The sequence below is a fragment of the Gardnerella sp. DNF00550 genome (genome assembly GCF_049262685.1).
Classification (GTDB): domain Bacteria; phylum Actinomycetota; class Actinomycetes; order Actinomycetales; family Bifidobacteriaceae; genus Bifidobacterium; species Bifidobacterium leopoldii.
Map to the genome: position 1 here is coordinate 1,422,437 of NZ_CP058397.1, position 22,607 is coordinate 1,445,043.

16 protein-coding genes, 1 tRNA gene and 3 rRNA genes are annotated in these 22,607 nt (G+C 46.0%); 18 read left to right on the forward strand and 2 right to left on the reverse strand.

The annotated features are described in order from the left end of the window. Positions 1 to 15: 15 nt before the first annotated feature. The 12 genes from tgt to HXT29_RS05780 all read left to right on the forward strand — a co-directional run bounded on the left by tgt (position 16) and on the right by HXT29_RS05780 (position 13,596). Positions 16 to 1,341, forward strand: coding sequence for a tRNA guanosine(34) transglycosylase Tgt (gene tgt / locus HXT29_RS05725; protein ID WP_004106178.1), 1,326 nt, complete (start codon positions 16 to 18; stop codon positions 1,339 to 1,341). A 75-nt stretch (positions 1,342 to 1,416) separates the two neighbouring features. Continuing rightward, a tRNA-Leu gene (locus HXT29_RS05730) sits at positions 1,417 to 1,499 on the forward strand. Positions 1,500 to 1,675: 176 nt separating this feature from the next. Continuing rightward, positions 1,676 to 2,446, forward strand: coding sequence for an alpha/beta hydrolase (locus HXT29_RS05735; RefSeq protein ID WP_422118344.1), 771 nt, complete (start codon positions 1,676 to 1,678; stop codon positions 2,444 to 2,446). 74 nt (positions 2,447 to 2,520) lie between these two features. Further along, entirely contained in the window at positions 2,521 to 2,982 is a 462-nt protein-coding gene (locus HXT29_RS05740) for a nucleoside deaminase (protein ID WP_004106182.1), read from the forward strand. 390 nt (positions 2,983 to 3,372) lie between these two features. Continuing rightward, positions 3,373 to 4,383, forward strand: a complete 1,011-nt coding sequence (locus HXT29_RS05745; RefSeq protein ID WP_422118345.1) for a LacI family DNA-binding transcriptional regulator — start codon at positions 3,373 to 3,375, stop codon at positions 4,381 to 4,383. 216 nt (positions 4,384 to 4,599) lie between these two features. After that, a complete protein-coding gene (locus HXT29_RS05750; RefSeq protein ID WP_032842457.1) occupies positions 4,600 to 6,093 on the forward strand; it encodes a sugar ABC transporter ATP-binding protein in 1,494 nt (497 codons plus the stop codon). 171 nt (positions 6,094 to 6,264) lie between these two features. Beyond that, positions 6,265 to 7,266, forward strand: coding sequence for an ABC transporter permease (locus tag HXT29_RS05755; protein ID WP_004106187.1), 1,002 nt, complete (start codon positions 6,265 to 6,267; stop codon positions 7,264 to 7,266). A 264-nt stretch (positions 7,267 to 7,530) separates the two neighbouring features. Beyond that, positions 7,531 to 8,469 (forward strand): D-ribose ABC transporter substrate-binding protein, encoded by a 939-nt coding sequence (locus HXT29_RS05760; RefSeq protein ID WP_004119817.1) that lies wholly within the window; start codon positions 7,531 to 7,533, stop codon positions 8,467 to 8,469. 293 nt (positions 8,470 to 8,762) lie between these two features. After that, positions 8,763 to 9,158: a D-ribose pyranase gene (gene rbsD / locus HXT29_RS05765; protein ID WP_004106191.1), complete on the forward strand. Its 396-nt coding sequence runs from the start codon at positions 8,763 to 8,765 to the stop codon at positions 9,156 to 9,158. A gap of 46 nt (positions 9,159 to 9,204) precedes the next feature. Then, positions 9,205 to 10,251 (forward strand): ribokinase, encoded by a 1,047-nt coding sequence (locus tag HXT29_RS05770; RefSeq protein ID WP_004106193.1) that lies wholly within the window; start codon positions 9,205 to 9,207, stop codon positions 10,249 to 10,251. Positions 10,252 to 10,493: 242 nt separating this feature from the next. Then, the gene (locus HXT29_RS05775) at positions 10,494 to 11,462 is read left to right on the forward strand and encodes a ketopantoate reductase family protein (RefSeq protein WP_422118346.1); all 969 of its coding nucleotides are present in this window, start codon (positions 10,494 to 10,496) and stop codon (positions 11,460 to 11,462) included. A 214-nt stretch (positions 11,463 to 11,676) separates the two neighbouring features. Next, a complete protein-coding gene (locus tag HXT29_RS05780; protein ID WP_004106198.1) occupies positions 11,677 to 13,596 on the forward strand; it encodes an alpha-glucosidase in 1,920 nt (639 codons plus the stop codon). Positions 13,597 to 13,621: 25 nt separating this feature from the next. Here HXT29_RS05780 and HXT29_RS05785 read toward each other — a convergent pair whose 3' ends face one another. Further along, positions 13,622 to 14,392, reverse strand: coding sequence for an SIR2 family NAD-dependent protein deacylase (locus HXT29_RS05785; protein WP_004106199.1), 771 nt, complete (start codon positions 14,390 to 14,392; stop codon positions 13,622 to 13,624). A gap of 280 nt (positions 14,393 to 14,672) precedes the next feature. Here HXT29_RS05785 and HXT29_RS05790 point away from each other — a divergent pair, with 280 nt between their 5' ends. The 6 genes from HXT29_RS05790 to HXT29_RS05815 all read left to right on the forward strand — a co-directional run bounded on the left by HXT29_RS05790 (position 14,673) and on the right by HXT29_RS05815 (position 21,893). Then, positions 14,673 to 14,861: a hypothetical protein gene (locus HXT29_RS05790; RefSeq protein WP_410297176.1), complete on the forward strand. Its 189-nt coding sequence runs from the start codon at positions 14,673 to 14,675 to the stop codon at positions 14,859 to 14,861. Between the two features lie 283 nt (positions 14,862 to 15,144). Next, positions 15,145 to 16,672, forward strand: a 16S ribosomal RNA gene (locus HXT29_RS05795). 375 nt (positions 16,673 to 17,047) lie between these two features. Beyond that, positions 17,048 to 20,109: ribosomal RNA gene (locus tag HXT29_RS05800) — 23S ribosomal RNA — on the forward strand. Between the two features lie 179 nt (positions 20,110 to 20,288). Next, positions 20,289 to 20,405: ribosomal RNA gene (gene rrf, locus HXT29_RS05805) — 5S ribosomal RNA — on the forward strand. Together the 16S, 23S and 5S rRNA genes form the textbook arrangement of a ribosomal RNA operon. Positions 20,406 to 20,801: 396 nt before the next feature. Then, complete coding sequence (locus tag HXT29_RS05810; protein WP_004104849.1) at positions 20,802 to 21,521, forward strand: nitroreductase family protein; 720 nt, start codon at positions 20,802 to 20,804, stop codon at positions 21,519 to 21,521. A gap of 21 nt (positions 21,522 to 21,542) precedes the next feature. Continuing rightward, positions 21,543 to 21,893, forward strand: coding sequence for an XRE family transcriptional regulator (locus HXT29_RS05815; RefSeq protein WP_241760333.1), 351 nt, complete (start codon positions 21,543 to 21,545; stop codon positions 21,891 to 21,893). A gap of 187 nt (positions 21,894 to 22,080) precedes the next feature. Here HXT29_RS05815 and HXT29_RS05820 read toward each other — a convergent pair whose 3' ends face one another. Next, the gene (locus tag HXT29_RS05820; protein WP_004104853.1) at positions 22,081 to 22,449 is read right to left on the reverse strand and encodes a hypothetical protein; all 369 of its coding nucleotides are present in this window, start codon (positions 22,447 to 22,449) and stop codon (positions 22,081 to 22,083) included. Positions 22,450 to 22,607: the final 158 nt, after the last annotated feature.

Sequence of the window (22,607 nt, forward strand, 5' to 3'; positions counted from 1 at the left end):
TTATTTATACTCGTCATGCCTTCTAATAAAGTAAATGCTATGACAAGTCTTCTTGAACATCCACGCGGAGCTGAGCCAGGGAAACCTGGTGACCGCAAAGAATTTTCGTTTACAACTAAAACGCGACTTTCCAATACTGCTGAAGGTAAAGGTCGTGACGGCGCTCGCTATGGGCGCACCGGCGTAATTCACACGCCTCATGGGGATATTCAGACCCCAGCATTTGTACCTGTTGCAACGCAAGCTGCAATGAAGGCAGTGTTGCCAGAAAGCATTAAGGATTTGGGTGCTCAGTGCATGCTTTCAAACGCTTTTCATTTGTACGAACGTCCTGGCGCGGATGTTCTTGACGAAGCTGGCGGATTGGGAAAGTTTATGAACTGGGATAAGCCAACCTTTACGGATTCTGGCGGTTTTCAGGTTCTTTCTTTAGGTGCTGGTTTTAAGAAGACTCTTGCAATGGACGTTACCGGCATGAAGTCGGATGATGTTATTGCAGCTGGTAAGGAGCGCATGGCTTTTGTTGACGAGGATGGCGTAACTTTTAAGTCTCCTCTTAACGGAGCTAAGCACCGTTTTAGTGCTGAAATTTCTATGGGAATCCAGCATAAGCTGGGTGCGGATATTATGTTTGCTTTCGATGAGCTTACTACTTTGATGAATACGCGTCGCTACCAGGAGGAGTCGGTGGAGCGCACGTTCCGCTGGGCTAAGCGTTGTGTTGCTGAGCATCAGCGTTTAACGCAAGAGCGTGTTGGTAAGCCTTATCAAGCGTTATACGGCGTTGTGCAGGGCGCGAATTATGAGGATTTGCGTAGGCATGCAGCTGAAGAAATTGCTTCTTTAGATTTTGATGGAGTTGGAATCGGCGGCGCTATTGAGAAGCGGATTATTGGTGATACTTGCGCATGGATTTGCGATGCTATGCCGGAAAATCGACCTCGTCACGTGCTTGGTATTGCCGCAGTTGACGATATTTTTGCGTGTGTTGAGAATGGTGGAGATACTTTCGACTGTGTTGCTCCTGCTCGTTGCGGAAGGAACGGCGCAATTTTTACTCGACATGGTCGCTACAACGTAAAACGTGCTGAGTTTAAGCATGATCAGCGTCCGCTTGAAGAAGGCTGCGATTGCTACACTTGTACGCATTATTCCAGAATGTATGTGGATCATTTGCTGCGCGCTAGTGAAATGAACGGATTTACGCTTGCAACTATTCACAACGAGCGTTTCTTTGTGAAGCTGCTCGACGATATTCGAGCTTCTATTGACGGCGGATATTTTGAAGAGTTTCGCGATGAAACTCTTGCTCATTATTACGAAAAAGGTGCAAAAGGCTGAGAGTAGTTTTGAGCGCAAAATGCTAGGCTAAATATTGCGAATTTATGTTAAATATGATAGCCTTGCACTTTGTATGCGAACGTGGCGGAATGGTAGACGCGCTGTCTTCAGGTGGCAGTGAGCGTATGCTCGTGCGGGTTCAAGTCCCGCCGTTCGCACTCGTCAAAAAGGCTGGAATTGCAAGGGTTTTGCCTCTTACGATTCTGGCCTTTTGTGCAAGTATAGTGCAAATATAAAGCAACTATATTGCAACTGCGGTGCAAAAAGTGCAAATGTTGTACAAACTTCTCGAGTATTGTACAAACTTCTATTTATTACAAGCGACGGTGATGTAATGAACGCTAACGATGAACTAAATACCAATAATGCAAATAACAATTCTTACGAATCTCATATCGGTCGTGAATTGCATGTTGTGCCTGGTCATTTTGGTGAGCCTTTAAAAGTTACAAATGCACAGTATTCGCAAGGGGATGCTTCAGCTCATCCAACGCATCCGCTGCTTCTGCTTCTTCACGGTTGGGGCTCTAATGAGGAAGATTTATTGGATTTGTTGCGAGTAGTGGCACCATATAATGATGCAATTGCTTTACGCGCTCCGCTTAAGCTGGCAGAAGGTGCTTACAGTTGGTTCCACGATGCTGTGCCGCAGCGAGAAGATTTAGATTACGACATGTATGCTGCTGCTGTCTCAATCGACGAGTGGGTGCGTGAAAATATTCCAGCAAATCGCGACATTGTGCCATTTGGTTTTTCGCAAGGAGCTGCGCTCGCAGTGCATGTTTTGCGTTTGAATCCTTCACGCTACCGTGCAGCCGTTTCGCTTTCCGGATTCATAGCTCCTGATGTTCCTGCTTCTGCATCTGAAATTGCTTTAAAAGATGACGATTTAGCTGAGCGTAATACTCCTGTATTTTTCGGCTATGGATTAGAGGATGGCGTGATTCCTCCTTACGAATTCTCGGCTGCTGCAGCGTGGCTTGAGGAGCACACTTGGCTTGAAGAACGTCGTTATCGCGGGTTGGATCACGCTGTTGATATGAACGAAATTGGCGATATTCGCAAGTGGTTCGTAACTCACGATATTTCTTCTGGGCTTATGTAAATTTACTTAGATTTATGTAAATTTATTCGATTTTGTTTTTTCTTAATCTGTAAATTAATCTGTAAAGTGATTTCATGAATATGCGCGATGAGATAGTATTTGCAATGAATCAAGCCTTGAATTTGGCTCGAGAGTCTGCTTCTGCAGGCGAAGTTCCAGTTGGAGCAGTTGTGCTTGATGGTGGCGGTAATATTATTGGCAAAGGCGCAAATATGCGGGAGCAGAGTGCTGATCCTTTGGCTCATGCTGAAGTGCTTGCTATGAAAGATGCTGCTATCTCGCGTAAATCTTGGAATCTATCTGACTGTACTCTGGTAGTAACTCTTGAACCTTGCCCCATGTGTGCTGGGGCTGTGCTGCAAACGCGTCTTAAACGCGTGATTTTCGGGGCGTGGGATGCCAAACTTGGTGCGTGTGGGTCTGTGTGGGATATTTTACGAGATCCTCATGTTGGCTCACGCCCGGAAGTCATTGGTTCAGTATGCGAATCTGAGTGTGCTAGGCTCTTGCGAAACTTTTTTGCGCATCAACGTTAGATAAGTGTTGCATTATTTTTTAATGTTGCATTTAATTCAAGATAACGCAGTGCATGAAAAGTAATTTTTAGCGTGTTCCCCTTGTGTTCATTCTAGCAAAATGTTATAGTTGCGGTAACGTTACCGCATGAGGTAAGTTGAAGAAACTGACAATTGTGGAAACGTTATCTCAATTTGCGGATTCTATTCAGCGCTGATGAAGCTGCTCATTGAGAATAAGATTGCACAGAGGCTCTTATGCATGGTTGCATAGTGCTGTTTTTCTCCAACGAGAGGAGTATATGGAAAAACGTAGTATAAAACATGGAGTACAAGCTAAAATCAAAACATATCGATAACAGTGCAAAATTGTTAACACTGGTTGAGCATAAGAGATGAGCTGGAGGTGTCATGTCGTACATTACGATTCGCGATGTTGCGCAACGTGCTGGTATATCAGTATCAACTGTTTCTCGCGCATTGAATAATACGGGTCGTATATCGGCAAACACTAAGGCGAAAGTTGAGCGTGCAGTTGCGGAACTAGGTTATATACCAGATTCTCGCGCTCAGGCGATGCGGTCATCTCGTACTAAGACAGTGGGGTTACTTGTGCCAGATATACGCAATGCGTATTTTGCTGAGCTTGCGTATACTGTGCAAGACTCGTTGTTTGATGCCGGCTATTGTGCGTTTATTGGAACATCTTCTGAGAGTGCGGCTCGTCAAGATTCATTTATTACAAGTATTCTTTCTCAACGCATTGATGGTGCGATTATTGTGCCTCAAGGTGAGGAAACTGATGCTATGAGAATGTTGATGGAGCAGCATCTTCCACTTATGTTTATGGATCGACATGTGGAACCTCGGACTGGCGATTTGACGCATGTGCCAGTTGTGGATTCGGATCCAGAGCAAGGTATTCGTGACGCATTATTGGATGTTAAACAACATGGTTTTTGCTCAGTTGGCTACGTGTCGGGTCCAATTATCGCTTCACCGTCACTGCAAGAACGTGAACAAGTATTTCGTACAGTGGCTTCGGAGATATTTGGCGAAGAACATGTATTTGTAGAATCTACGGGATTTGAACAATCCTCATGTGCTAGCGTGTTGCATCGCATGATTAGCGTTGGTGTAAAAGCGCTTATTATCGGCTATTCGCCAGATGCGCTGCGAGTGATGGGTGTAATGGCTCGTGAAGGATTAGTGATAGGCAGTGATATTTCACTTATCTCGTTTGATGATGTTGAAATATTCCGCTTAGCAACGCCGCGTATTTCTACTATTTCGCAACAAGTTCAGCGCATTGGTCGTACTAGTGCTGCACTTTTTTTGGATATGTTAGAACATAATGTTGATGTTCAATCGCAGCGAGTAGAAACTATGTATATTCCGCGTGAATCGTTAGGAAATGCGTAGCTGTAAGGCTGTTATTCTATAGCTTGACACTATTGTTATTGATTTTTGTACCGTGACTTTGTAAGCGTGTGCAGCAATCGCCTGAGCGTACCGTTGTTGTTACGTTTTTGCATGCACATTGCGGCATAATTCTCATCCAAAGTACAAGCGTAATGTAGCGTAATTTATTGCATTTTCGTGGCAGCAGTGGTGCTGTAGCGAAGAAAGAGGTAGGACATGACGGAACTATCGCTAGTAGGAGTATCGAAAATATTCGGTAATTCTACGGTAGTTGACAATGTGTCTGTAACAGTAAAACCAGGTGAAGTGCATGTTCTCCTTGGTGAAAATGGTGCGGGCAAGTCAACAGTTATTAAGATGATGAGTGGCATTTATCAGCCAGATAAAGGTCATATTGAGATCAATGGTGAAACAGTGCGAATTCCTAATGTGGATACTGCTCGCAAATTGGGCATTGCTGTGATTCACCAAGAGTTAAATTTGGTGCCAGAACTTTCTATTATGGAAAATTTGTTCCTTGGTATGCTTCCTACGAAAGCTGGTTTTGTTAGTCGGGCGACGATGCGTGCTCGTGCGGAATCTGCATTGCAAGTTATCGGTTTAGATGAAGATGTCAATAAGCCAATGGGACAACTTGGTGTAGCTCGTCAACAAATGGTAGAAATAGCCAAAGCACTTATGCAACATGCATCTATCCTTATTCTTGATGAACCAACAGCTGCTCTAACAAAACCAGAATGTGAACAGTTATTTAACATTATGGAAGATTTAAAATCCAAAAATGTTGGAATGGTGTTTATTTCTCATCATTTAGATGAAATTGCGCGTATTGGTGATGTTGTAACTGTACTTCGCGATGGCAAATACGTCGATACTGTTGATGCGCAAGTTCCTGAGAAGGAACTTGTAAAACTCATGGTAGGTCGTGATATTACAAATCAATTCCCTCATGGCAAACGTAGTCAAGGCAAAGAGCTGCTAAAAGTAGAAGGCTTAACGCGAAAAGGTACGTTAGAAAATGTATCCTTCAGCGTTCATGCTGGCGAAGTTGTGGGTCTTGCAGGTTTGGTAGGTGCTGGTCGTACCGAAGTTCTTCGTGCAATATTTGGTGCAGATAGTTATGATTCAGGTTCAATAACTGTTGATGGTAAATCTATTGCGAAAGCGAATATTGCAGGAAGCATCGCAGCTGGTCTTGGTTTAGTCCCAGAAGATCGTCGAGTACAAGGGTTGATTCTTGAAGCATCTGTTGCAGAAAATTTGGGAATTTCTACATTAGTTCCTACAGCACATGCAGGATTTGCGGATTTGAAAGGGCAGCGTACTCGCGAAGAAGAAACTGCAAAAAAATTGCGTATTCGTATGGCAAACATTGATCAACCCGCTGGTTCGCTATCTGGCGGTAATCAACAAAAAATCGTGTTCGGCAAATGGTCTATGGCGAACGTGAAAGTGCTATTGCTGGATGAGCCTACTCGTGGTGTTGATGTTGGTGCTCGTGTAGAAATTTACGAGTTGATTAACAGTATCGTAGAAAATGGAGGTGCTGTGCTGATGGCATCCTCAGATTTGCCTGAAGTGCTTGGCATGTCAGATCGCGTATTGGTGATGTCGAACGGCAGAATCAGCGGTGAATTAGCTGCAAGCGAGGCTACGCAGGAAAGTGTGATGGAGCTTGCAGTGACTCACCTTAATACATCTGGTATTTGAGCATACAGGAATGAGTAAAACCTTACTGCTTTCAATATGAAACTGATACATGAGCCATATTGAAATCTTAAAAATTAAAGTTACCAATCAAACGTAAAACTTGCATACAACAATTTATTGCACACAGTAGTGCAGTGAGTTATAGCAAAATTTGTTAAAGGAGTATAAATTATGGCTGCTACGAGTAGTGCAAAATCTGAGCATTTGGGATACGGTGCAGTTGATAAAGGATTTTTGCCTGCAGCGAAAAAGTTTGCGTCACGTAATGGCGCTCTTATCGGCTTGATTATCTTGTGTGCTGCGCTTTCGTGCGCCACGCCAGCATTTTTGACAAGTGTGAATATTCTCAATGTGGGTATTCAAGCTGCGACAGTTGCTATTTTGGCATTCGGTCAAACCTTTGTCATCGTGTCCGCTGGTATTGATTTGTCAGTAGGTGCGGTGGCTGCAATTTCTAGCATGTTGGTTGCGTATACAGGCGTTTCTATGGGGTTGCCGCCAGTGTTAACTGTTGTTGTAGGTATAGTAACCGGTGCGCTTTTTGGTCTTATTTCAGGTGTTGCGAACGCTTTTCTTAAGTTACCATCGTTTATTGCTACATTGGCAATGATGTCTGTTGCGCGTGGACTTACCCTTGTTGTTTCAGACGGTCGTCCTATTTCCACCTCTGGTATGGTGAATTTCTTTGGTGCCAACATATTAGGTATTCCAATGCCAATCGTGATGATGATTATCATGGGTGTTATTGCTGCAGTAATACTGAACTTCACCACTACTGGTCGTTCTATGTATGCTGTTGGTGGGAATATGGAGGCCTCTCGCCTTTCTGGTATCAATATTCATAAAACACAAATTATGGTGTTTATTTTTTCCGGTATTTTCGCTGCCATCGCTGGTTTAGTTATTGCCGGTCGTTTACATTCCGCTCAGCCTCAGGCCGCCACTGGCTATGAAATGGATGCTATTGCTTCTGTTGTTATCGGTGGTGCTTCGCTTTCAGGCGGTAAAGGTAAGATTTCTGGCACTTTCGTAGGAGCAATTTTGCTGGCTGTAATTCGTAATGGCTTGAATATTTTGAATGTTTCCTCCTTCTGGCAGCAAGTAGTTATTGGTTTGGTTATTGCCTTTGCTGTGAGCCTTGACACTTTGCGCCGCAAGGAAGATACGCACTGACAGCAAATTAATACTTTTTATAAACTTGATCTTCTCGTAGGAAGGAGGTGAATCTTGCAAATGTTGATTCGTAAGTGGCGAGTAATCAATATTTTCAGCAAGAATTGAAACGATTTGGAATATTATAACTGAACTTTATAACTCAAAACTACGTAACAATAAGGTAAAGAGATGGTGAAACATCAGCCTTATGTCACTGCAACATTGTGGATTTATCGAACTAAAAACTTGCGGTAGCACAGGGCAATAATCAAAGGAGATATGATGAATTATCCAATTATGCGTCGAGGCGTAAAGATTGCTTGCGCGGTTGCAGCAGCATCTGCACTTATTGTCAGCATGAGTGCATGTGGTAGTACTAATGGTGGCGATAAAGTCGCATTGCTAGTTTCTACTTTGAATAATCCGTTCTTTGTGGATTTACGTGATGGTGCCCAAGCTGAAGCAAAGAAACTTGGTGTTGATTTGCAAGTTTCCGACGCTCAGAATGATTCTGCAAAGCAGCAGGATCAAGCGCAGAATGCTCAATCACAAGGTGCAAAAGCTGTTATTATTAACCCTGTAGATTCTGATGCTGCTGGTCCTGCAGTTGCCCCGTTGCTAAGCGCGAACTTGCCTGTGATTTCTGTTGACCGTTCTGTAACTGGTGAAAAAGTTACTTCGCATATTGCTTCCGATAACGTTGCTGGTGGTGCTCAGGCTGCTGACACGCTAGCTAATAGTATGGGCGAAAAGGGTGAAGTTTTGGTTTTGCAAGGTATTCCTGGAGCGGCTTCTACTCGCGACCGTGGCAAAGGATTCAAAGATCGTATTAAAAAATATTCAAATATTAAAGTTGTAGCAGAACAAACTGCTAACTTTGACCGTGCTGAAGCATTAAATGTGGCTACTAATTTGTTGCAATCGCACCCGAATGCAACCGGCATTTACGCCGAAAATGACGAGATGGCATTAGGTGCCATTCAAGCATTAGGAGCTAAAGCTGGTAAAGAAATTAAAGTAGTAGGTTTCGATGGCACTGCTGACGGTATGAAAGCTATTAAAGCCGGCACAATGGCTGGAACAATTGCTCAGCAGCCAAAGGAACTTGGTCGTTCTGCCGTTGCTGCTGCTGTAAAAGCTATTAAAGGGCAAAGTGTTCCAAAGACTGAGCCAATTACTGTGAAAACAGTGACAGTAAAGAATGTAGGTGATTTTGAGTAATACATATTTGCATAAAACTATGTAATTCTGTGTATAAACATTAAAGTTTATGTTGAGTAGTTTTATGGATTAATATAGCTAATGCAAAATTTATATGGCGCTGAGAGCATTCATGATGTTTTCGTGAAAATAATTGTAACAGTAAAATTTATTAATACCGTATGATTTAGCGTTCTCAACGCCATTGTTTTCTTAATAAGATTTTTATCATATATGTTCGTGGTGGCGCATTTGTTATAAAGGTGATGATCATTGTTGATGTCGCTTTCATGAGCCACGATATGGGGTGAATTATGTTAACTCATGGTATTTTGAACGCACAATTAGCAGCTGCTATTGCAAAATTGAGGCATAAGGATCAATTTGTTGTTTCTGACTGTGGCTTGCCTGTCCCAGCGGGCGTAGAAGTTATTGATTTAGCCTTGGTTTTTGGAATACCGCGATTTCCTGATGTGCTTGCATCAATAAAGGACGATCTTGTTCTTGAGTCTGGTATTATGGCGGAAGAAGCTTGTGATGATGTTCCAGAAACATGGGTCAAGGATTTGCTTGGTGTGCCATTGACTTATGTGCCTCATGATGGCGAACAAGGATTTAAGTCTCTTGTTTCGCAAGCTAAATTCGTGATTCGAACGGGTGAGACTACTCCGTATTCTAACGTGTTGCTGCGTTGTGGTGTTCCATTCTAAGCTTTGTTTTGCGCAATATTTAGGGAGAATTATGTGTAGTTATCATATGCTTGACTCGTTGGAGAGTTTAGAAAAGATTAAAGTCATTCAGCCTGTTAACGTGGCTTTGCAACATGAGACATTGCCTGCGTTACGAAATATGAAGATGCCTACTGTAGCGATAGTTGGTTCTATGAATGCGGATTATACTATTGTTGCTAATCGTCTTCCTATGCCTGGTGAGACCATTAAAGGTGACGAAATACGAATACTGCCTGGAGGTAAGTCAGGTAATCAGGCAGTATCTGCTGCAAAGCTTGGTGCGCACGTATGTATGTTCGGTGCTGTAGGTAATGATGCTAATGCTGATTTTCTTACTGGTGCTTTGCGAGAATCTGGTGTTGATACGACGTATGTACGTCATGTACCCAATTGCAACAGTGGCGCAACAGTGATTACAGTGGATGCGCAAAGTGGCGAAAATACTATTGTTTATGCGCCTGGATCTAACTCGCAAGTTGATATTGATTATATTCAGTCGTCATCTGTGCAAGCTGCTATTACTAATGCAAAAGTATTAGGGCTTTGCTTGGAAAGTCCATTAGAATCGGTTACGATGTGCGCTCGCTTAGCACATGAGCATGGCGTAAAAGTTTTGCTTAATAATTCGCCTTTTTTGGATACATTACCGCGAGATCTTATACGATCTGCAGATATCTTACTGGTCAATGAGCATGAAATGGCACAGCTATTGCATATTTCAGAACCAGATAGTGGTGATTGGGATTCATTTGATTGGAAGCATACGCTTCATGCAATGCATGAGTTTGGCTTTAATGAGGCAATAGTAACACTTGGCTCACGTGGGTCTATGGTTTTGGATTATGCTGATAATTCGGTGCATCGAATTATGGCTCAGCATGTCAATGCCGTTGATACTACGGGTTGTGGCGATGCTTTTATGGGTACTGTGCTTGCGTGTTTGTCTGTGGATATGCGGTTGGTTGATGCGGCGTCACTCGCTTCTTATGTAGCTGCATATGCTGCTACTGGATTTGGCGCACAAGCTTCCTACGGTACAGTTGCTCAAATTCGTCAATTTTTTCACTTGTAAGTAGGTGATGCATGCATAAATTGTAAGTATATTCAGTTGACGTTCGCGCCTTGCCGATGTACAGAATTTTGACATTCTTCTAAAACTGTGTAATATGCTATAAAAACCAAAAAGCAGTTGGCTGATTTTAGTCACTACAATCAGCCTTACTGCTTTTTATTATATTCACAGCCGCTTCGACGAATTTCCATGTATGCACGAATTTCGCCTAAGCACATTTTTATCTAAAAGGAGGTGTCACTATGAGTGGCATGAAATATGCAATGATCGGTTCGGGAGCTATGGGATATCGCTATGGCGTTTTGTTGCAGGAAACGGCTGGCATTCATGTTGATTTCATTGATGCCTGGGATGAAAATGTGAATAAAGTTCGCGAGCAAGGCGGCGTAATGGTGAGCCGTGACCACGAAAACCGTCATTTAGTGCCGATTAATATGTATACGCCTGAAGATTATGACGGCGATCCAGACGTGTGGATCGTGTTTATGAAGCAAATGCAGCTTGCGGAAATGTTGGAGCGTTGTAAGCATTTGTTTAAAGAGCATCAGGTTGTGTTTGCTGCTATGAATGGTTGGGGTCATTTCGAAAAGTTGCAGCAATATTTCCCGGATGACCATATTTATGGTGGAACTGCAATGATTGCAACCGTTTTGAACGGTCCGGGCGACGTTGATTTTATTGGTAAAGTTGGCGTTGGTACCATGAACATGTGTGCGTTAAACGAGCAGGTGAGCGATGTTGAGCTTGCTATGCGAGACGACTTTAAAGCTGCAGGCTTGAATCCTACTATTACGGAAGATTTCAAGGGTACGTGCATGGCGAAGGTAGTTTTCAATTCCGTAGTTAACACTTTGTGCACAATGTATCAGATTCAAATGGGCCAGTTTATTTCGTACCCTGGGTCTATGGATATGGCTCGACAGCTTATTAACGAAGCGTACGACGTGTGCGATCGTGCAGGAATTCGTATGGTTAATACGCGTCAGCAGGAGTTGGAGGCTATCGATTACGTAAGTCGTGTTGCAAATCCTTTGCACTATCCTTCTATGTACCAAGATATGAGTCGCGGACGAAAGACTGAAGTCGATTACATTAATGGTTGCATAGCAAAGCTCGGTCGCGAAAATGATTACGTTTGCCGTACTCACGAATTCTTAACGCACGGAGTTCATTTGGCAGAACTCGCGTTCAAGCTTCATAATCAGCAATAATTTAGAGAGTATCCCTATAGCTCTTGCAATGAATGAGAAGGAGGAGCGGCTCGCGGTTTTTACTGCGGGCCGCTTTTTATGATCCGCGCGTAACATCTAATATGCTGATAAAATTTAGAGTCTAAAATCATCAATACTATTAAATAAATAAAATTATTTGTAATAAATAAAACTGTAATAAAAATACTTATTAACGTAAATTAATGGGGTTTATATGACTACTTTTGACAGAGCAAACTTGCCAGAATCCGTGCGCACAAACGGCGCTACGCCAAACCCTTGGTGGGCGAATGCAGTAGTGTATCAGATTTATCCGCGAAGCTTCCAAGATACGAACGGTGACGGCATTGGTGATTTGAAGGGAATCACTTCGCGCCTTGACTATTTGGCTGATTTAGGTGTTGACGTGCTCTGGCTCAGCCCTGTTTACAAGTCTCCGCAAGACGATAACGGTTACGATATTTCCGATTATCAAGATATTGATCCGCTTTTTGGCACTTTGGAAGATATGGACGAACTTTTGGCTGGCGCGCACAAGCGTGGGCTTAAAGTTGTGATGGATTTAGTAGTAAATCACACTTCTGACGAGCATGCTTGGTTCCAGGCTTCAAGAGATGCTTCTAGTGATTACGCTGATTGGTATTGGTGGAGGCCTGCGCGTGAAGGTTGTGTGCCTGGTGAGCCGGGTGCGGAGCCGAATAAGTGGGGTTCGTATTTCGGCGGTTCCGCGTGGACTTACGATCCGAAGCGCGGAGAATACTTCCTTCACCAGTATTCTCCAAAGCAGCCAGATTTGAATTGGGAAAATCCTGCGGTTCGCGCTGCCGTGTACAAGATGATGAATTGGTGGATGGATCGCGGAATTGACGGCTTCCGCATGGATGTGATTACGCAAATTTCCAAGCATGTTGATTCTGAAGGTCGTTTGCCTGGGGAAGTTGGCTGCCAGATTGAAGATTTTCCAGCTGGTGCTGACGGCTATTCTTCGCCGTTCCCGTTCTGCTCGGATGGTCCTCGTTTAGACGAATTCTTACGTGAGATGCGTGCAGAAGTTTTCGAAGGGCGCGAAGGTTTCTTAACTGTTGGTGAAGCTCCGGGAATTTCTCCGCACCGTAATACTTATATTACTGACCCTACTCACAGTGAACTCGACATGTTATTCCTGTTCAATCACGTGGATATCGATTGCGAAAACGGAACTAAGTGGAACCCTGTGCCGCTAAAGCTTACGGAATTAAAGCGCGTGATGGCAGAGCAACAGCAAGCGGTAGCGGATGCTGGTTGGGCGAGCTTGTTCTTTAATAATCACGATCAGCCGCGTGCGCTTTCTCGCTGGGGTAGTGAGGCTAGTGAGGAGATGCGCGTGCGCTCTGCTAAGGCGATTGCCATGCTTCTTCACATGCACCGCGGCACGCCTTATGTGTACCAAGGCGAGGAAATAGGCATGACTAACGCGCACTTTACGCGTCTCGAGCAGTATCGCGATTTGGAAGCGTTGAATATGTTTAAGCAGCGCGTAGAAGAAGCGCATATTCAGTCGGCTGAGTCGATGATGGATGCGCTCGCAAAGCGCGGGCGCGACAATTCTCGAACTCCAATGCAGTGGAATGCTTCTAAATACGCGGGTTTTATGCCTTTTAATGTTACGTCGCAAAATAACGCAGAGCCGTGGATTAGCGTGAATCCTAACTACGTAGACATTAATGCAGCTGAGCAGATGGAAGATTCAGATTCCGTTTACGCTTTCTATAAGTATTTAATTGCTTTGCGCCATTCGGAGCCGATTGTTTCTGCTGGCTCTTGGAATTTGGTCGATGCGGATGACGAGTGCGTGTACGCTTTCGTGCGCGAGCTTAAATCTGATTGCGAAAAGCAGGATGACTCTGCAGAGACTGCTGCGGAATCTGCTGCAAATTCTGCGAAATCTACAGAACGCATGCTCGTAATGGTTAATATGACTGATTCAACCGTGCCTATACCTACGCAGAGCGCGCAATTATTGCAAAATCGCGCCTCTAACGCTTTTGTGGGGCGTGAAGTAATGGTTACAACTTACGACGTGAATCACGCGCTTACATCGCTTAAAAACGGTACGCTTGCGCCTTGGGAAGGTATAGCTGTTACTTTGCAATAGTTTTAATAGCGTTACTTTGCAATAATCACTTTGCAATAGTTTCGTCTACTAATTTTGGCAGAGCTTTCGCAATATCTTCGCGAATAATACGCTCTGCCAAATAGTCGTATTGTGTAGAGCCCAAGTTCATTATCGTAATAGGCACTCCTGCACGCGCGGCTAGCGGTACGAGAGAAGCAGCTGGAAATACTTCTAGCGTGGAACCAATAACCCACAGCTCGTCCGCTTTAACTATTGCTTGCGCGCTTCGTTCCATTGCTCCTTCAGGAAGTGCCTCGCCAAAATATACAACGTCTGTTTTGATTAAACCGTTGCAAGGCATATTGCTACGGTATGGAAGAGCGCGTCTGCAATGCGGATCTGGATTCTCGTCTAAATCTGCCATAATATCGGCAGTTTTATAGCTCGCGTGGCAGCTCATGCAGTGTGAGGTTCCAATGCTTCCATGCAAATTCACTATAATGTCTGGGTTATTGCCAGCTTTTTCGTGAAGTGCGTCAAAGTTTTGGGTGGCGATTAAATCTAGCATTCCAGCTTTCTCAAGTTTTACAAGCGCTTTATGTGCTGTTCCTGGTTGAGCATTCCAAACAGGTGACTCTTTTTGCCATCGCCAAGAGTAAATGCGTTCTTCTTCGCTGCTTAAAAACGCGTCTATGTCGTAAACACTCATTTGTTCTGGGTGCTTAGTCCATACGCCATCTGGTCCGCGAAAATCAGGAATGCCAGCGCTTGTGGAGATTCCTGCTCCGGTTAGTACAACAATATGGCGTTTGCTGTTCGATTGCTTGTTGCTCATTCTTCTGCTCCTTCTTTTTATTAATGTCTGTTAATGTCCTATTCTTATTTTCTTTATGTGCTTTATGCTTTTTGTGTTTTTATGTGCTTTGTATTCTTTATAAAAGTTTATTTAATAAGTATCTATTTATATAGGTATTTCTTATTTCGTATGTATTCCATATATCGCACTCATATATTTTTGTGTTATCTAATCGTATATCTCATCTTTTTCTGCTTTTATTGTGTATTTTTCGCGTTGATTCCGTATTAATTGCGTATTTGTTGTTGTTTTTCTTAATGTGTGGGTGCGCGACACTCCCGATTTTGAGGTTTTTGGGGCTATTTTTGATTATTTTTTGTTGGTTTTGATTATTGTTCCTGGTTTTGTGTTGGTTTTTGGGTGCTTTTTTGCGATTTTCGACACGCCGGTGTTTTGGCTTGTTTTCAATGGTTTTGGGGTGTTTGTTTTTGGTGGGTTTGCGTTTTAGCGTGGGTTGGTGTAAGTTTATCTCTTGCTGCTCAGCGCGGCTGGTTCTCCTCGGTTGAGGTTGATGGGCCGGCTGGTGTGGTGGTGGTTTGAGAACTCAAGAGCGTGTCTGTACTACTTATTAGTTAATTATTGCCAGTTCATTGCCTGCCTTGCAGATTGCAGGGTGCCTGAGAGATGGTTAAATGGTGGTGAGGTTTTTGTTGGGATGTTCTTTCCTTAAAGAATGTCTCGTCTTTTTCTTTTTAATATTGGAGCCTTTTGTTGGCTCTTCATTGAAGTTTTTCGTGGAGGGTTCGATTCTGGCTCAGGATGAACGCTGGCGGCGTGCTTAACACATGCAAGTCGAACGGGATCTAGTCAGCTTGCTGACTGGTGAGAGTGGCGAACGGGTGAGTAATGCGTGACCAACCTGCCCCATGCTCCAGAATAGCTCTTGGAAACGGGTGGTAATGCTGGATGCTCCAACTTGACGCATGTCTTGTTGGGAAAGTGTTTAGTGGCATGGGATGGGGTCGCGTCCTATCAGCTTGTAGGCGGGGTAATGGCCCACCTAGGCTTCGACGGGTAGCCGGCCTGAGAGGGCGGACGGCCACATTGGGACTGAGATACGGCCCAGACTCCTACGGGAGGCAGCAGTGGGGAATATTGCGCAATGGGGGAAACCCTGACGCAGCGACGCCGCGTGCGGGATGAAGGCCTTCGGGTTGTAAACCGCTTTTGATTGGGAGCAAGCCTTTTGGGTGAGTGTACCTTTCGAATAAGCGCCGGCTAACTACGTGCCAGCAGCCGCGGTAATACGTAGGGCGCAAGCGTTATCCGGAATTATTGGGCGTAAAGAGCTTGTAGGCGGTTCGTCGCGTCTGGTGTGAAAGCCCATCGCTTAACGGTGGGTCTGCGCCGGGTACGGGCGGGCTAGAGTGCAGTAGGGGAGACTGGAATTCCCGGTGTAACGGTGGAATGTGTAGATATCGGGAAGAACACCAATGGCGAAGGCAGGTCTCTGGGCTGTTACTGACGCTGAGAAGCGAAAGCGTGGGGAGCGAACAGGATTAGATACCCTGGTAGTCCACGCCGTAAACGGTGGACGCTGGATGTGGGGCCCATTCCACGGGTTCCGTGTCGGAGCTAACGCGTTAAGCGTCCCGCCTGGGGAGTACGGCCGCAAGGCTAAAACTCAAAGAAATTGACGGGGGCCCGCACAAGCGGCGGAGCATGCGGATTAATTCGATGCAACGCGAAGAACCTTACCTGGGCTTGACATGTGCCTGTCGACTGCAGAGATGTGGTTTCCCTTCGGGGCAGGTTCACAGGTGGTGCATGGTCGTCGTCAGCTCGTGTCGTGAGATGTTGGGTTAAGTCCCGCAACGAGCGCAACCCTCGCCCTGTGTTGCCAGCGGGTTATGCCGGGAACTCACGGGGGACCGCCGGGGTTAACTCGGAGGAAGGTGGGGATGACGTCAGATCATCATGCCCCTTACGTCCAGGGCTTCACGCATGCTACAATGGCCGGTACAACGGGATGCGACATGGTGACATGGAGCGGATCCCTTAAAACCGGTCTCAGTTCGGATCGTAGTCTGCAACTCGACTACGTGAAGGCGGAGTCGCTAGTAATCGCGAATCAGCAACGTCGCGGTGAATGCGTTCCCGGGCCTTGTACACACCGCCCGTCAAGTCATGAAAGTGGGCAGCACCCGAAGCCGGTGGCCTAACCCTTTTGGGATGGAGCCGTCTAAGGTGAGGCTCGTGATTGGGACTAAGTCGTAACAAGGTAGCCGTACCGGAAGGTGCGGCTGGATCACCTCCTTTCTACGGAGTTTTTGTGCACGCTCGGTTGAGTGTGGTTACTGGTGTGGAAAACAGTGGTTAACGTTTTATATGAGTTTGTTGGGCATGCTTTTGGGTTCCCGGATTGCCACCCCCCTTGTTTTGGGGTTGCGGTCCTTGACTCACAGGATTTCGGGTTGATGCTTTTTGAGTGTTGATGCTGGTTTTGTGGTGTTGTGGTGGTTTGAGAACTGGATAGTGGACGCGAGTAAAATGCGAGACTTTTTTGGTTTCGATTTTTTTGCTTTTATCAATTTCAACCGGCTCCTTTTGTTGGAGTCGCTTGATCGTTTTGTGATCGTTTAGTGTGATGATTTTTTGTCTAGAGAATTTTGCTGATGGGTTCTTACTTTAGTGTTTGTCACTGGTAAGGGCGTATGGTGGATGCCTTGGTAGACAGGACCGATGAAGGACGTGACGGGCTGCGATATGCCTCGGGGAGCTGCCGAGTGGGCTTTGATCCGAGGATTTCCGAATGGGGAGACCCGGCCACTGTTATGAGTGGTCACCACAGTTTTTGTGGGGGGTACGCAGGGAAGTGAAACATCTCAGTACCTGCAGGAAAGGATACTCCGTGAGTAGTGGCGAGCGAAAGCGGATCAGGCTAAACCGGGTGCGTGTGATAGCCGTCAGGTGTTGCGCATTCGGGGTCGTGGGATGGACTGTTCAGCCTCTGACGGGGTTGAGGAGAGTGATAAAATGTCGTGCTAGGTGAATGGGATTGAATTCCCAGCCGTAGAGGGTGATGGCCCCGTAGCTTGTCGTGCGATGTCTCTTTATGTTTATTCCCAAGTAGCGCGGGACTCGTGGAATCCCGCGTGAATCTGCCCAGACCGTTGGGTAAGCCTAAGTATTCCTGTCTGACCGATAGTGTACTAGTACCGTGAGGGAAAGGTGAAAAGCACCCCGGGAGGGGAGTGAAATAGTTCCTGAAACCGTGCGCTTACAATCCGTCGGAGCCTTCTTTGTGGGGTGACGGCGTGCCTATCGAAAAATGAGTCTGCGAGTCAGTGGTATGTGGCGAGGCTAACCCGGGTGGGGGAGCCGTAGCGAAAGCGAGTTTTAAAAGGCGTTTGAGTCGCATGTCCTGGACCCGAAGCGGGATGATCTAGCCCTGAGCAGGTTGAAGCGCGGGTAAGACCGTGTGGAGGACCGAACCCACCTAGGTTGAAAACTGGGGGGATGACTTGGGGTTAGGGGTGAAAGGCCAATCAAATTCCGTGATAGCTGGTTCTCTCCGAAATGCATTTAGGTGCAGCGTCGTGTTATTGCTTACAGGGGGTAGAGCTACTGGATGCTTGCGGGCCCATACCGGGTACCAATAGCAGCCAAACTCCGAATACCTGTTAGGTTTATCACGGCAGTGAGTCGGCGGGGGATAAGCTCCGTCGTCAAAAGGGAAACAGCCCTGATCGTCGTCTAAGGTCCCGAAGCGCGTGCTAAGTGGGAAAGGATGTGGAGTCGCATAGACAGCCAGGAGGTTGGCTCAGAAGCAGCCATCCTTGAAAGAGTGCGTAACAGCTCACTGGTCTAGTGGTTCCGCGCCGACAATGTAGCGGGGCTTAAGCACGCCACCGAAGACGCGGCTGCATGAATTTTGTTCATGCGGGGTAGGAGAGCGTCCTGTATGGGGTGAAGCGGCAGTGTGAACTTGTCGTGGACTTTACAGGAGTGAGAATGCAGACATGAGTAGCGAGAGACGGGTGTGAATCCCGTCCGCTGAATGACTAAGGGTTCCGGGGCCACGTTCGTCGTCCCCGGGTGAGTCGAGTCCTAAGGCGAGGCCGACAGGCGTAGTCGAATGGATGAACGGGTTGATATTCCCGTACCGGTGTTACACCGTTCGAACTGAATCTGAGAGTACTAACCTTCATTTTCTTGTTGATTGCCTTTCGGGGTTGTTGATGGGTTTGTGTTGGGACTGTATCGGTAGTAGGTTAGCGTGGGAGTGACGCGGGTAGGTAGCCGGCTGCGGAGGTGGTTTTCCGTGGCTAAGCGTGTGGGCTGTCTCCTAGGTAAATCCGGGGGATGTTAAGCTGAGGCGTGATGGGTAGGCTGTAAGGCTGATTCCGGTGATCCTGCTTGCCAAGAAAAGCTTCAACGTGAGGTGTGATTCCGCTCGTACCCTAAACCGACACTGGTGGTCTGGTAGAGTATACCGAAGCGATCGGGCGAATCCTGGCCAAGGAACTCGGCAAATTACTCCCGTGCCTTCGGCATAAGGGAGACCCCTGATGGTGATATGGTTTTACATTGTTGAGCTGTTGGGGGTGGCACAAGCTAGGGGGTAGCGACTGTTTACCAAAAACACAGGAGCGTGCGAAGGCGTAAGCCGCTGTATACGCTCTGACGCCTGCCCGGTGCCGGAAGGTTAAGAGGATCCGTTAGCTTCGGTGAAGCGGTGAATTTAAGCCCCGGTAAACGGCGGTGGTAACTATAACCATCCTAAGGTAGCGAAATTCCTTGTCGGGTAAGTTCCGACCTGCACGAATGGCGTAACGACTTCCCCACTGTCTCGGCCAGGAGCCCGGCGAAATTGCAGTACGAGTAAAGATGCTCGTTAAGCGCAGAAGGACGAAAAGACCCCGGGACCTTTACTATACCTTGGTATTGTCGTTAGGTGTGGATCGTGTAGCATAGGCGGGAGGCTGTGAAGCGTGGGCGCTAGCTTGCGTGGAGTCGACAGGTGAAATACCGCTCTTTCCATATCTGGCGTCTAACCTCGACGCGTTATCCGTGTCAGGGACAGTGCCTGGCGGGTAGTTTAACTGGGGCGGTTGCCTCCTAAAGAGTAACGGAGGCGCTCAATGGTCCGCTCAGCCCGGTTGGCAATCGGGTGTTGAGTGTAATCGCACAAGCGGGCTTGACTGTGAGACTGACGGGTCGAGCAGGGACGAAAGTCGGAGATAGTGATCCGGTGCCGGCGTACGGACGTGGCATCGCTCAACGGATAAAAGGTACCCCGGGGATAACAGGCTGATCATTCCCAAGAGTCCATATCGACGGGATGGTTTGGCACCTCGATGTCGGCTCGTCGCATCCTGGGGCTGGAGCAGGTCCCAAGGGTTCGGCTGTTCGCCGATTAAAGCGGCACGCGAGCTGGGTTCAGAACGTCGTGAGACAGTTTGGTCTCTATCCTCTGCGCTCGTTGGAATGTTGAGGAGACCTGCCCATAGTACGAGAGGACCTGGGTGGACGAACCTCTGGTATGCCGGTCGTCACGCCAGTGGCGCTGCCGGTTAGCTACGTTCGGAAGGGATAACCGCTGAAAGCATCTAAGCGGGAAGCCTGCTCCAAGATAAGCATTCCTTGCACTTTAGTGTGTGAGCCCCCATGTAGAACACGTGGTTGATAGGCTAGATGTGGAAGCCCTGTAAGGGGTGGAGCTGACTAGTACTAACGGGCGATGGTGACATTCTTCCTCACTTTTACTAGTGGGGAGGGTGAGTTCCTTATGAGTATTATTCTTCTAGCGTTAATGAGTACTGAATGTTTTGCTTAACGATCAGTTGATAAAAGAGTTTTTACGCGCGTTCATGTCCGGTTCCCTAACCGCCACGTGTTGCCACTCAATGGTTTTGAGTGTATAATCTAGTTTTGCGGTGGTCATGGCTCAGGTGAGACGCCCGGTCCCATTCCGAACCCGGAAGCTAAGGCCTGACACGGCGAGGGTACTGCACTCGATAGGGTGTGGGAGACTAGCACGCTGCCGCATTATTTTTCTAGCGGGGAGTTTTTTACTCCCCGCTTTTTTCATATTCGCATACTGTTCTTCGTTTTCGTATACTGTTATCTGTAATCCTTCAAACGGGGGCGCGACGACCTGTCTGAGCGCTGCGATTTAGCGCGCGAAGGCAATTCGGAGCGGAAATTCGCTTAAGTTGGAAGTCCAGTGGACTTACAACGCGAGTTTCGTAGCGAGCACGTATAGTGCGAGTGTCGTCTCACAAATGGAGCGCAACACACACCGACACACTCCAAACACGAGGAAAAACTGCGGGCATTTGTGGTCAAAAATGCCGGGACTCTCGCGCTATAAGCACTCAAGGAGGTAGTCACACAAACACGAGAGAGAACACTGCGTGCGTATTCGGTGCGATATACTAAAAGCATGACTACACAAACTTTTGAAGCACTCGCAAAGTCGCGATTTTCTGCACGTGATTTTCTAAATAAGCCAGTCGATTCTAAAATACTTGAAACTATTTTGCAAACAGCTACACAATCACCGAGCTGGTCCAATACGCGTGGCTACATGCTCGCTATTGCTCAAGGGGAACGTAAACAGCAGTTAATTGATGCATATACGCAAAAATGCAAAGCAATGTTTCGTACTAAAGACGCTACCCTTAGCGAAGAAGAGCGCCTGATAGCGCAGAAAATGAGCCAGCCGGATGGAGATTTTCCTGTAATGGCTCCGTATCCACAATCACTTAAAGAGCGTAGCGCTCGTTTAGGGTTGGCGTTGTATAAACATTTAAATATTGATCGCAAAGATTTTCCTGCTCGAAATGCTCACACTTTGCGCAACTTCCAGGCATTTGGTGCGCCAGTTATGGGATTTGTGCTTGTTCGTCGTGATTTTCTGCCGTTTGCTGCGCTGGATGCTGGAATTATGCTACAAACGTTACTGTTGGCAGCTAAAGAGCAAGGCGTAGATTCATGCCCCCTTGGCGTTCTTGCTACATGGCGTTCACCGCTTGACGAAGTATTCGACATTCCTCCGGAGTATGCGCTGATTACTGGTTTTGCGTTAGGGTATGCGTCTGAAGCGCACGTAAATGCTTTCCGCGCGGAGCATCCGCCAATCGAGCTTGCGCAAGAAAAGTAACTTCGCACAAACCAGTCTATCTTGCAAAATCCAAAGTACTATGGAAAATATCAGATAGAAGTGCCAGAAATACCAGGATTATTTACTCAAGTGCGTAGGCTTGATCAGGTTGCAGCAACGGTAAAAGATGCTGCTGCAACTTTAAATGTTAAAGTCAATGGCGTGAAAGTAACTCCGAAACTTAGTGAGCAAGATGAGCTTATGCTTCAGCGCATGTTAGATGCAAAATCGGCAGCTATAAAAACTCAGCAAGAGGCATCTATGCTTATGCGTGAAACGGTTCGTATACTAAGGAATCAGGGCTTGACGGTTCGTGATGTTGTAGAGCTTACGGGGGTTACTCCGCAGCGAATAAGTTCGCTTAAAGCTTAGTGATTCAAAGCAATGTGGTTGAGGCTATGCGCAAGTAAGTCGCTTAGTAACGCATAAACTCTATGCAAAACAAATAAATAACGGATAAATAAGTAAAGGTCAAGCCGTAGGATGCATGGATGCAACTTGACCTTTGAAAATTGTGATATGTTTTTTATGTTATAAAATCGCAGTCTAATGCTTTTACTTATTTTTTGGCAATTCCAAGAGCTTTTGAACTTTCATCCTTGTCAAGGCCTATAAATAGAAGCACGATTATGCCAATAATCAGCGGAACATAACCGTATCCAGATCCGTGGATTATGCCGAATATTTCCATAAGCCCATTTGCTATTACAGCTAGTGAAGATACGATAAAATATAGCTGCGCGCACCACGGTTTTTTAATGAGAAACATGGTTGCAAGACCAAATAATCCAGCGATAATTTGAGGCACCCCCCATAGATAATCATTACGCATTACAATCAGCGCAATTCCGCTAGCAAGAAATACACCATTGGCTATTGTCCAAAATACGGATGGAATTTGTGCTTTTGTATCTTCTAAATTACTCATATTCTTCTCCTTCTGATACAAGAAAATAATTGTGTATATAAAACTTTGACAATTTATAAATTAATGGCGTGCTAAAAGGTAAACAATATCTTGTATATGAAAACCTTTACAAATAATTACTAACTAAAACTGCTTAAGATTTATTAATCTTTTAAACT

What these genes read in the sequence shown, in the direction of transcription:
- HXT29_RS05780 (WP_004106198.1), top strand. Translation starts at nt 11,677, where the DNA reads ATGACTACTTTTGACAGAGCAAACTTGCCAGAATCCGTGCGCACAAAC.
- HXT29_RS05775 (WP_422118346.1), top strand. Translation starts at nt 10,494, where the DNA reads ATGAGTGGCATGAAATATGCAATGATCGGTTCGGGAGCTATGGGATAT.
- HXT29_RS05735 (WP_422118344.1), top strand. Translation starts at nt 1,676, where the DNA reads ATGAACGCTAACGATGAACTAAATACCAATAATGCAAATAACAATTCT.
- HXT29_RS05785 (WP_004106199.1), bottom strand. Translation starts at nt 14,392, where the DNA reads ATGAGCAACAAGCAATCGAACAGCAAACGCCATATTGTTGTACTAACC.
- rbsD (WP_004106191.1), top strand. Translation starts at nt 8,763, where the DNA reads ATGTTAACTCATGGTATTTTGAACGCACAATTAGCAGCTGCTATTGCA.
- HXT29_RS05760 (WP_004119817.1), top strand. Translation starts at nt 7,531, where the DNA reads ATGAATTATCCAATTATGCGTCGAGGCGTAAAGATTGCTTGCGCGGTT.
- HXT29_RS05750 (WP_032842457.1), top strand. Translation starts at nt 4,600, where the DNA reads ATGACGGAACTATCGCTAGTAGGAGTATCGAAAATATTCGGTAATTCT.
- HXT29_RS05810 (WP_004104849.1), top strand. Translation starts at nt 20,802, where the DNA reads ATGACTACACAAACTTTTGAAGCACTCGCAAAGTCGCGATTTTCTGCA.
- HXT29_RS05770 (WP_004106193.1), top strand. Translation starts at nt 9,205, where the DNA reads ATGCTTGACTCGTTGGAGAGTTTAGAAAAGATTAAAGTCATTCAGCCT.
- tgt (WP_004106178.1), top strand. Translation starts at nt 16, where the DNA reads ATGCCTTCTAATAAAGTAAATGCTATGACAAGTCTTCTTGAACATCCA.
- HXT29_RS05745 (WP_422118345.1), top strand. Translation starts at nt 3,373, where the DNA reads ATGTCGTACATTACGATTCGCGATGTTGCGCAACGTGCTGGTATATCA.
- HXT29_RS05820 (WP_004104853.1), bottom strand. Translation starts at nt 22,449, where the DNA reads ATGAGTAATTTAGAAGATACAAAAGCACAAATTCCATCCGTATTTTGG.
- HXT29_RS05740 (WP_004106182.1), top strand. Translation starts at nt 2,521, where the DNA reads ATGAATATGCGCGATGAGATAGTATTTGCAATGAATCAAGCCTTGAAT.
- HXT29_RS05755 (WP_004106187.1), top strand. Translation starts at nt 6,265, where the DNA reads ATGGCTGCTACGAGTAGTGCAAAATCTGAGCATTTGGGATACGGTGCA.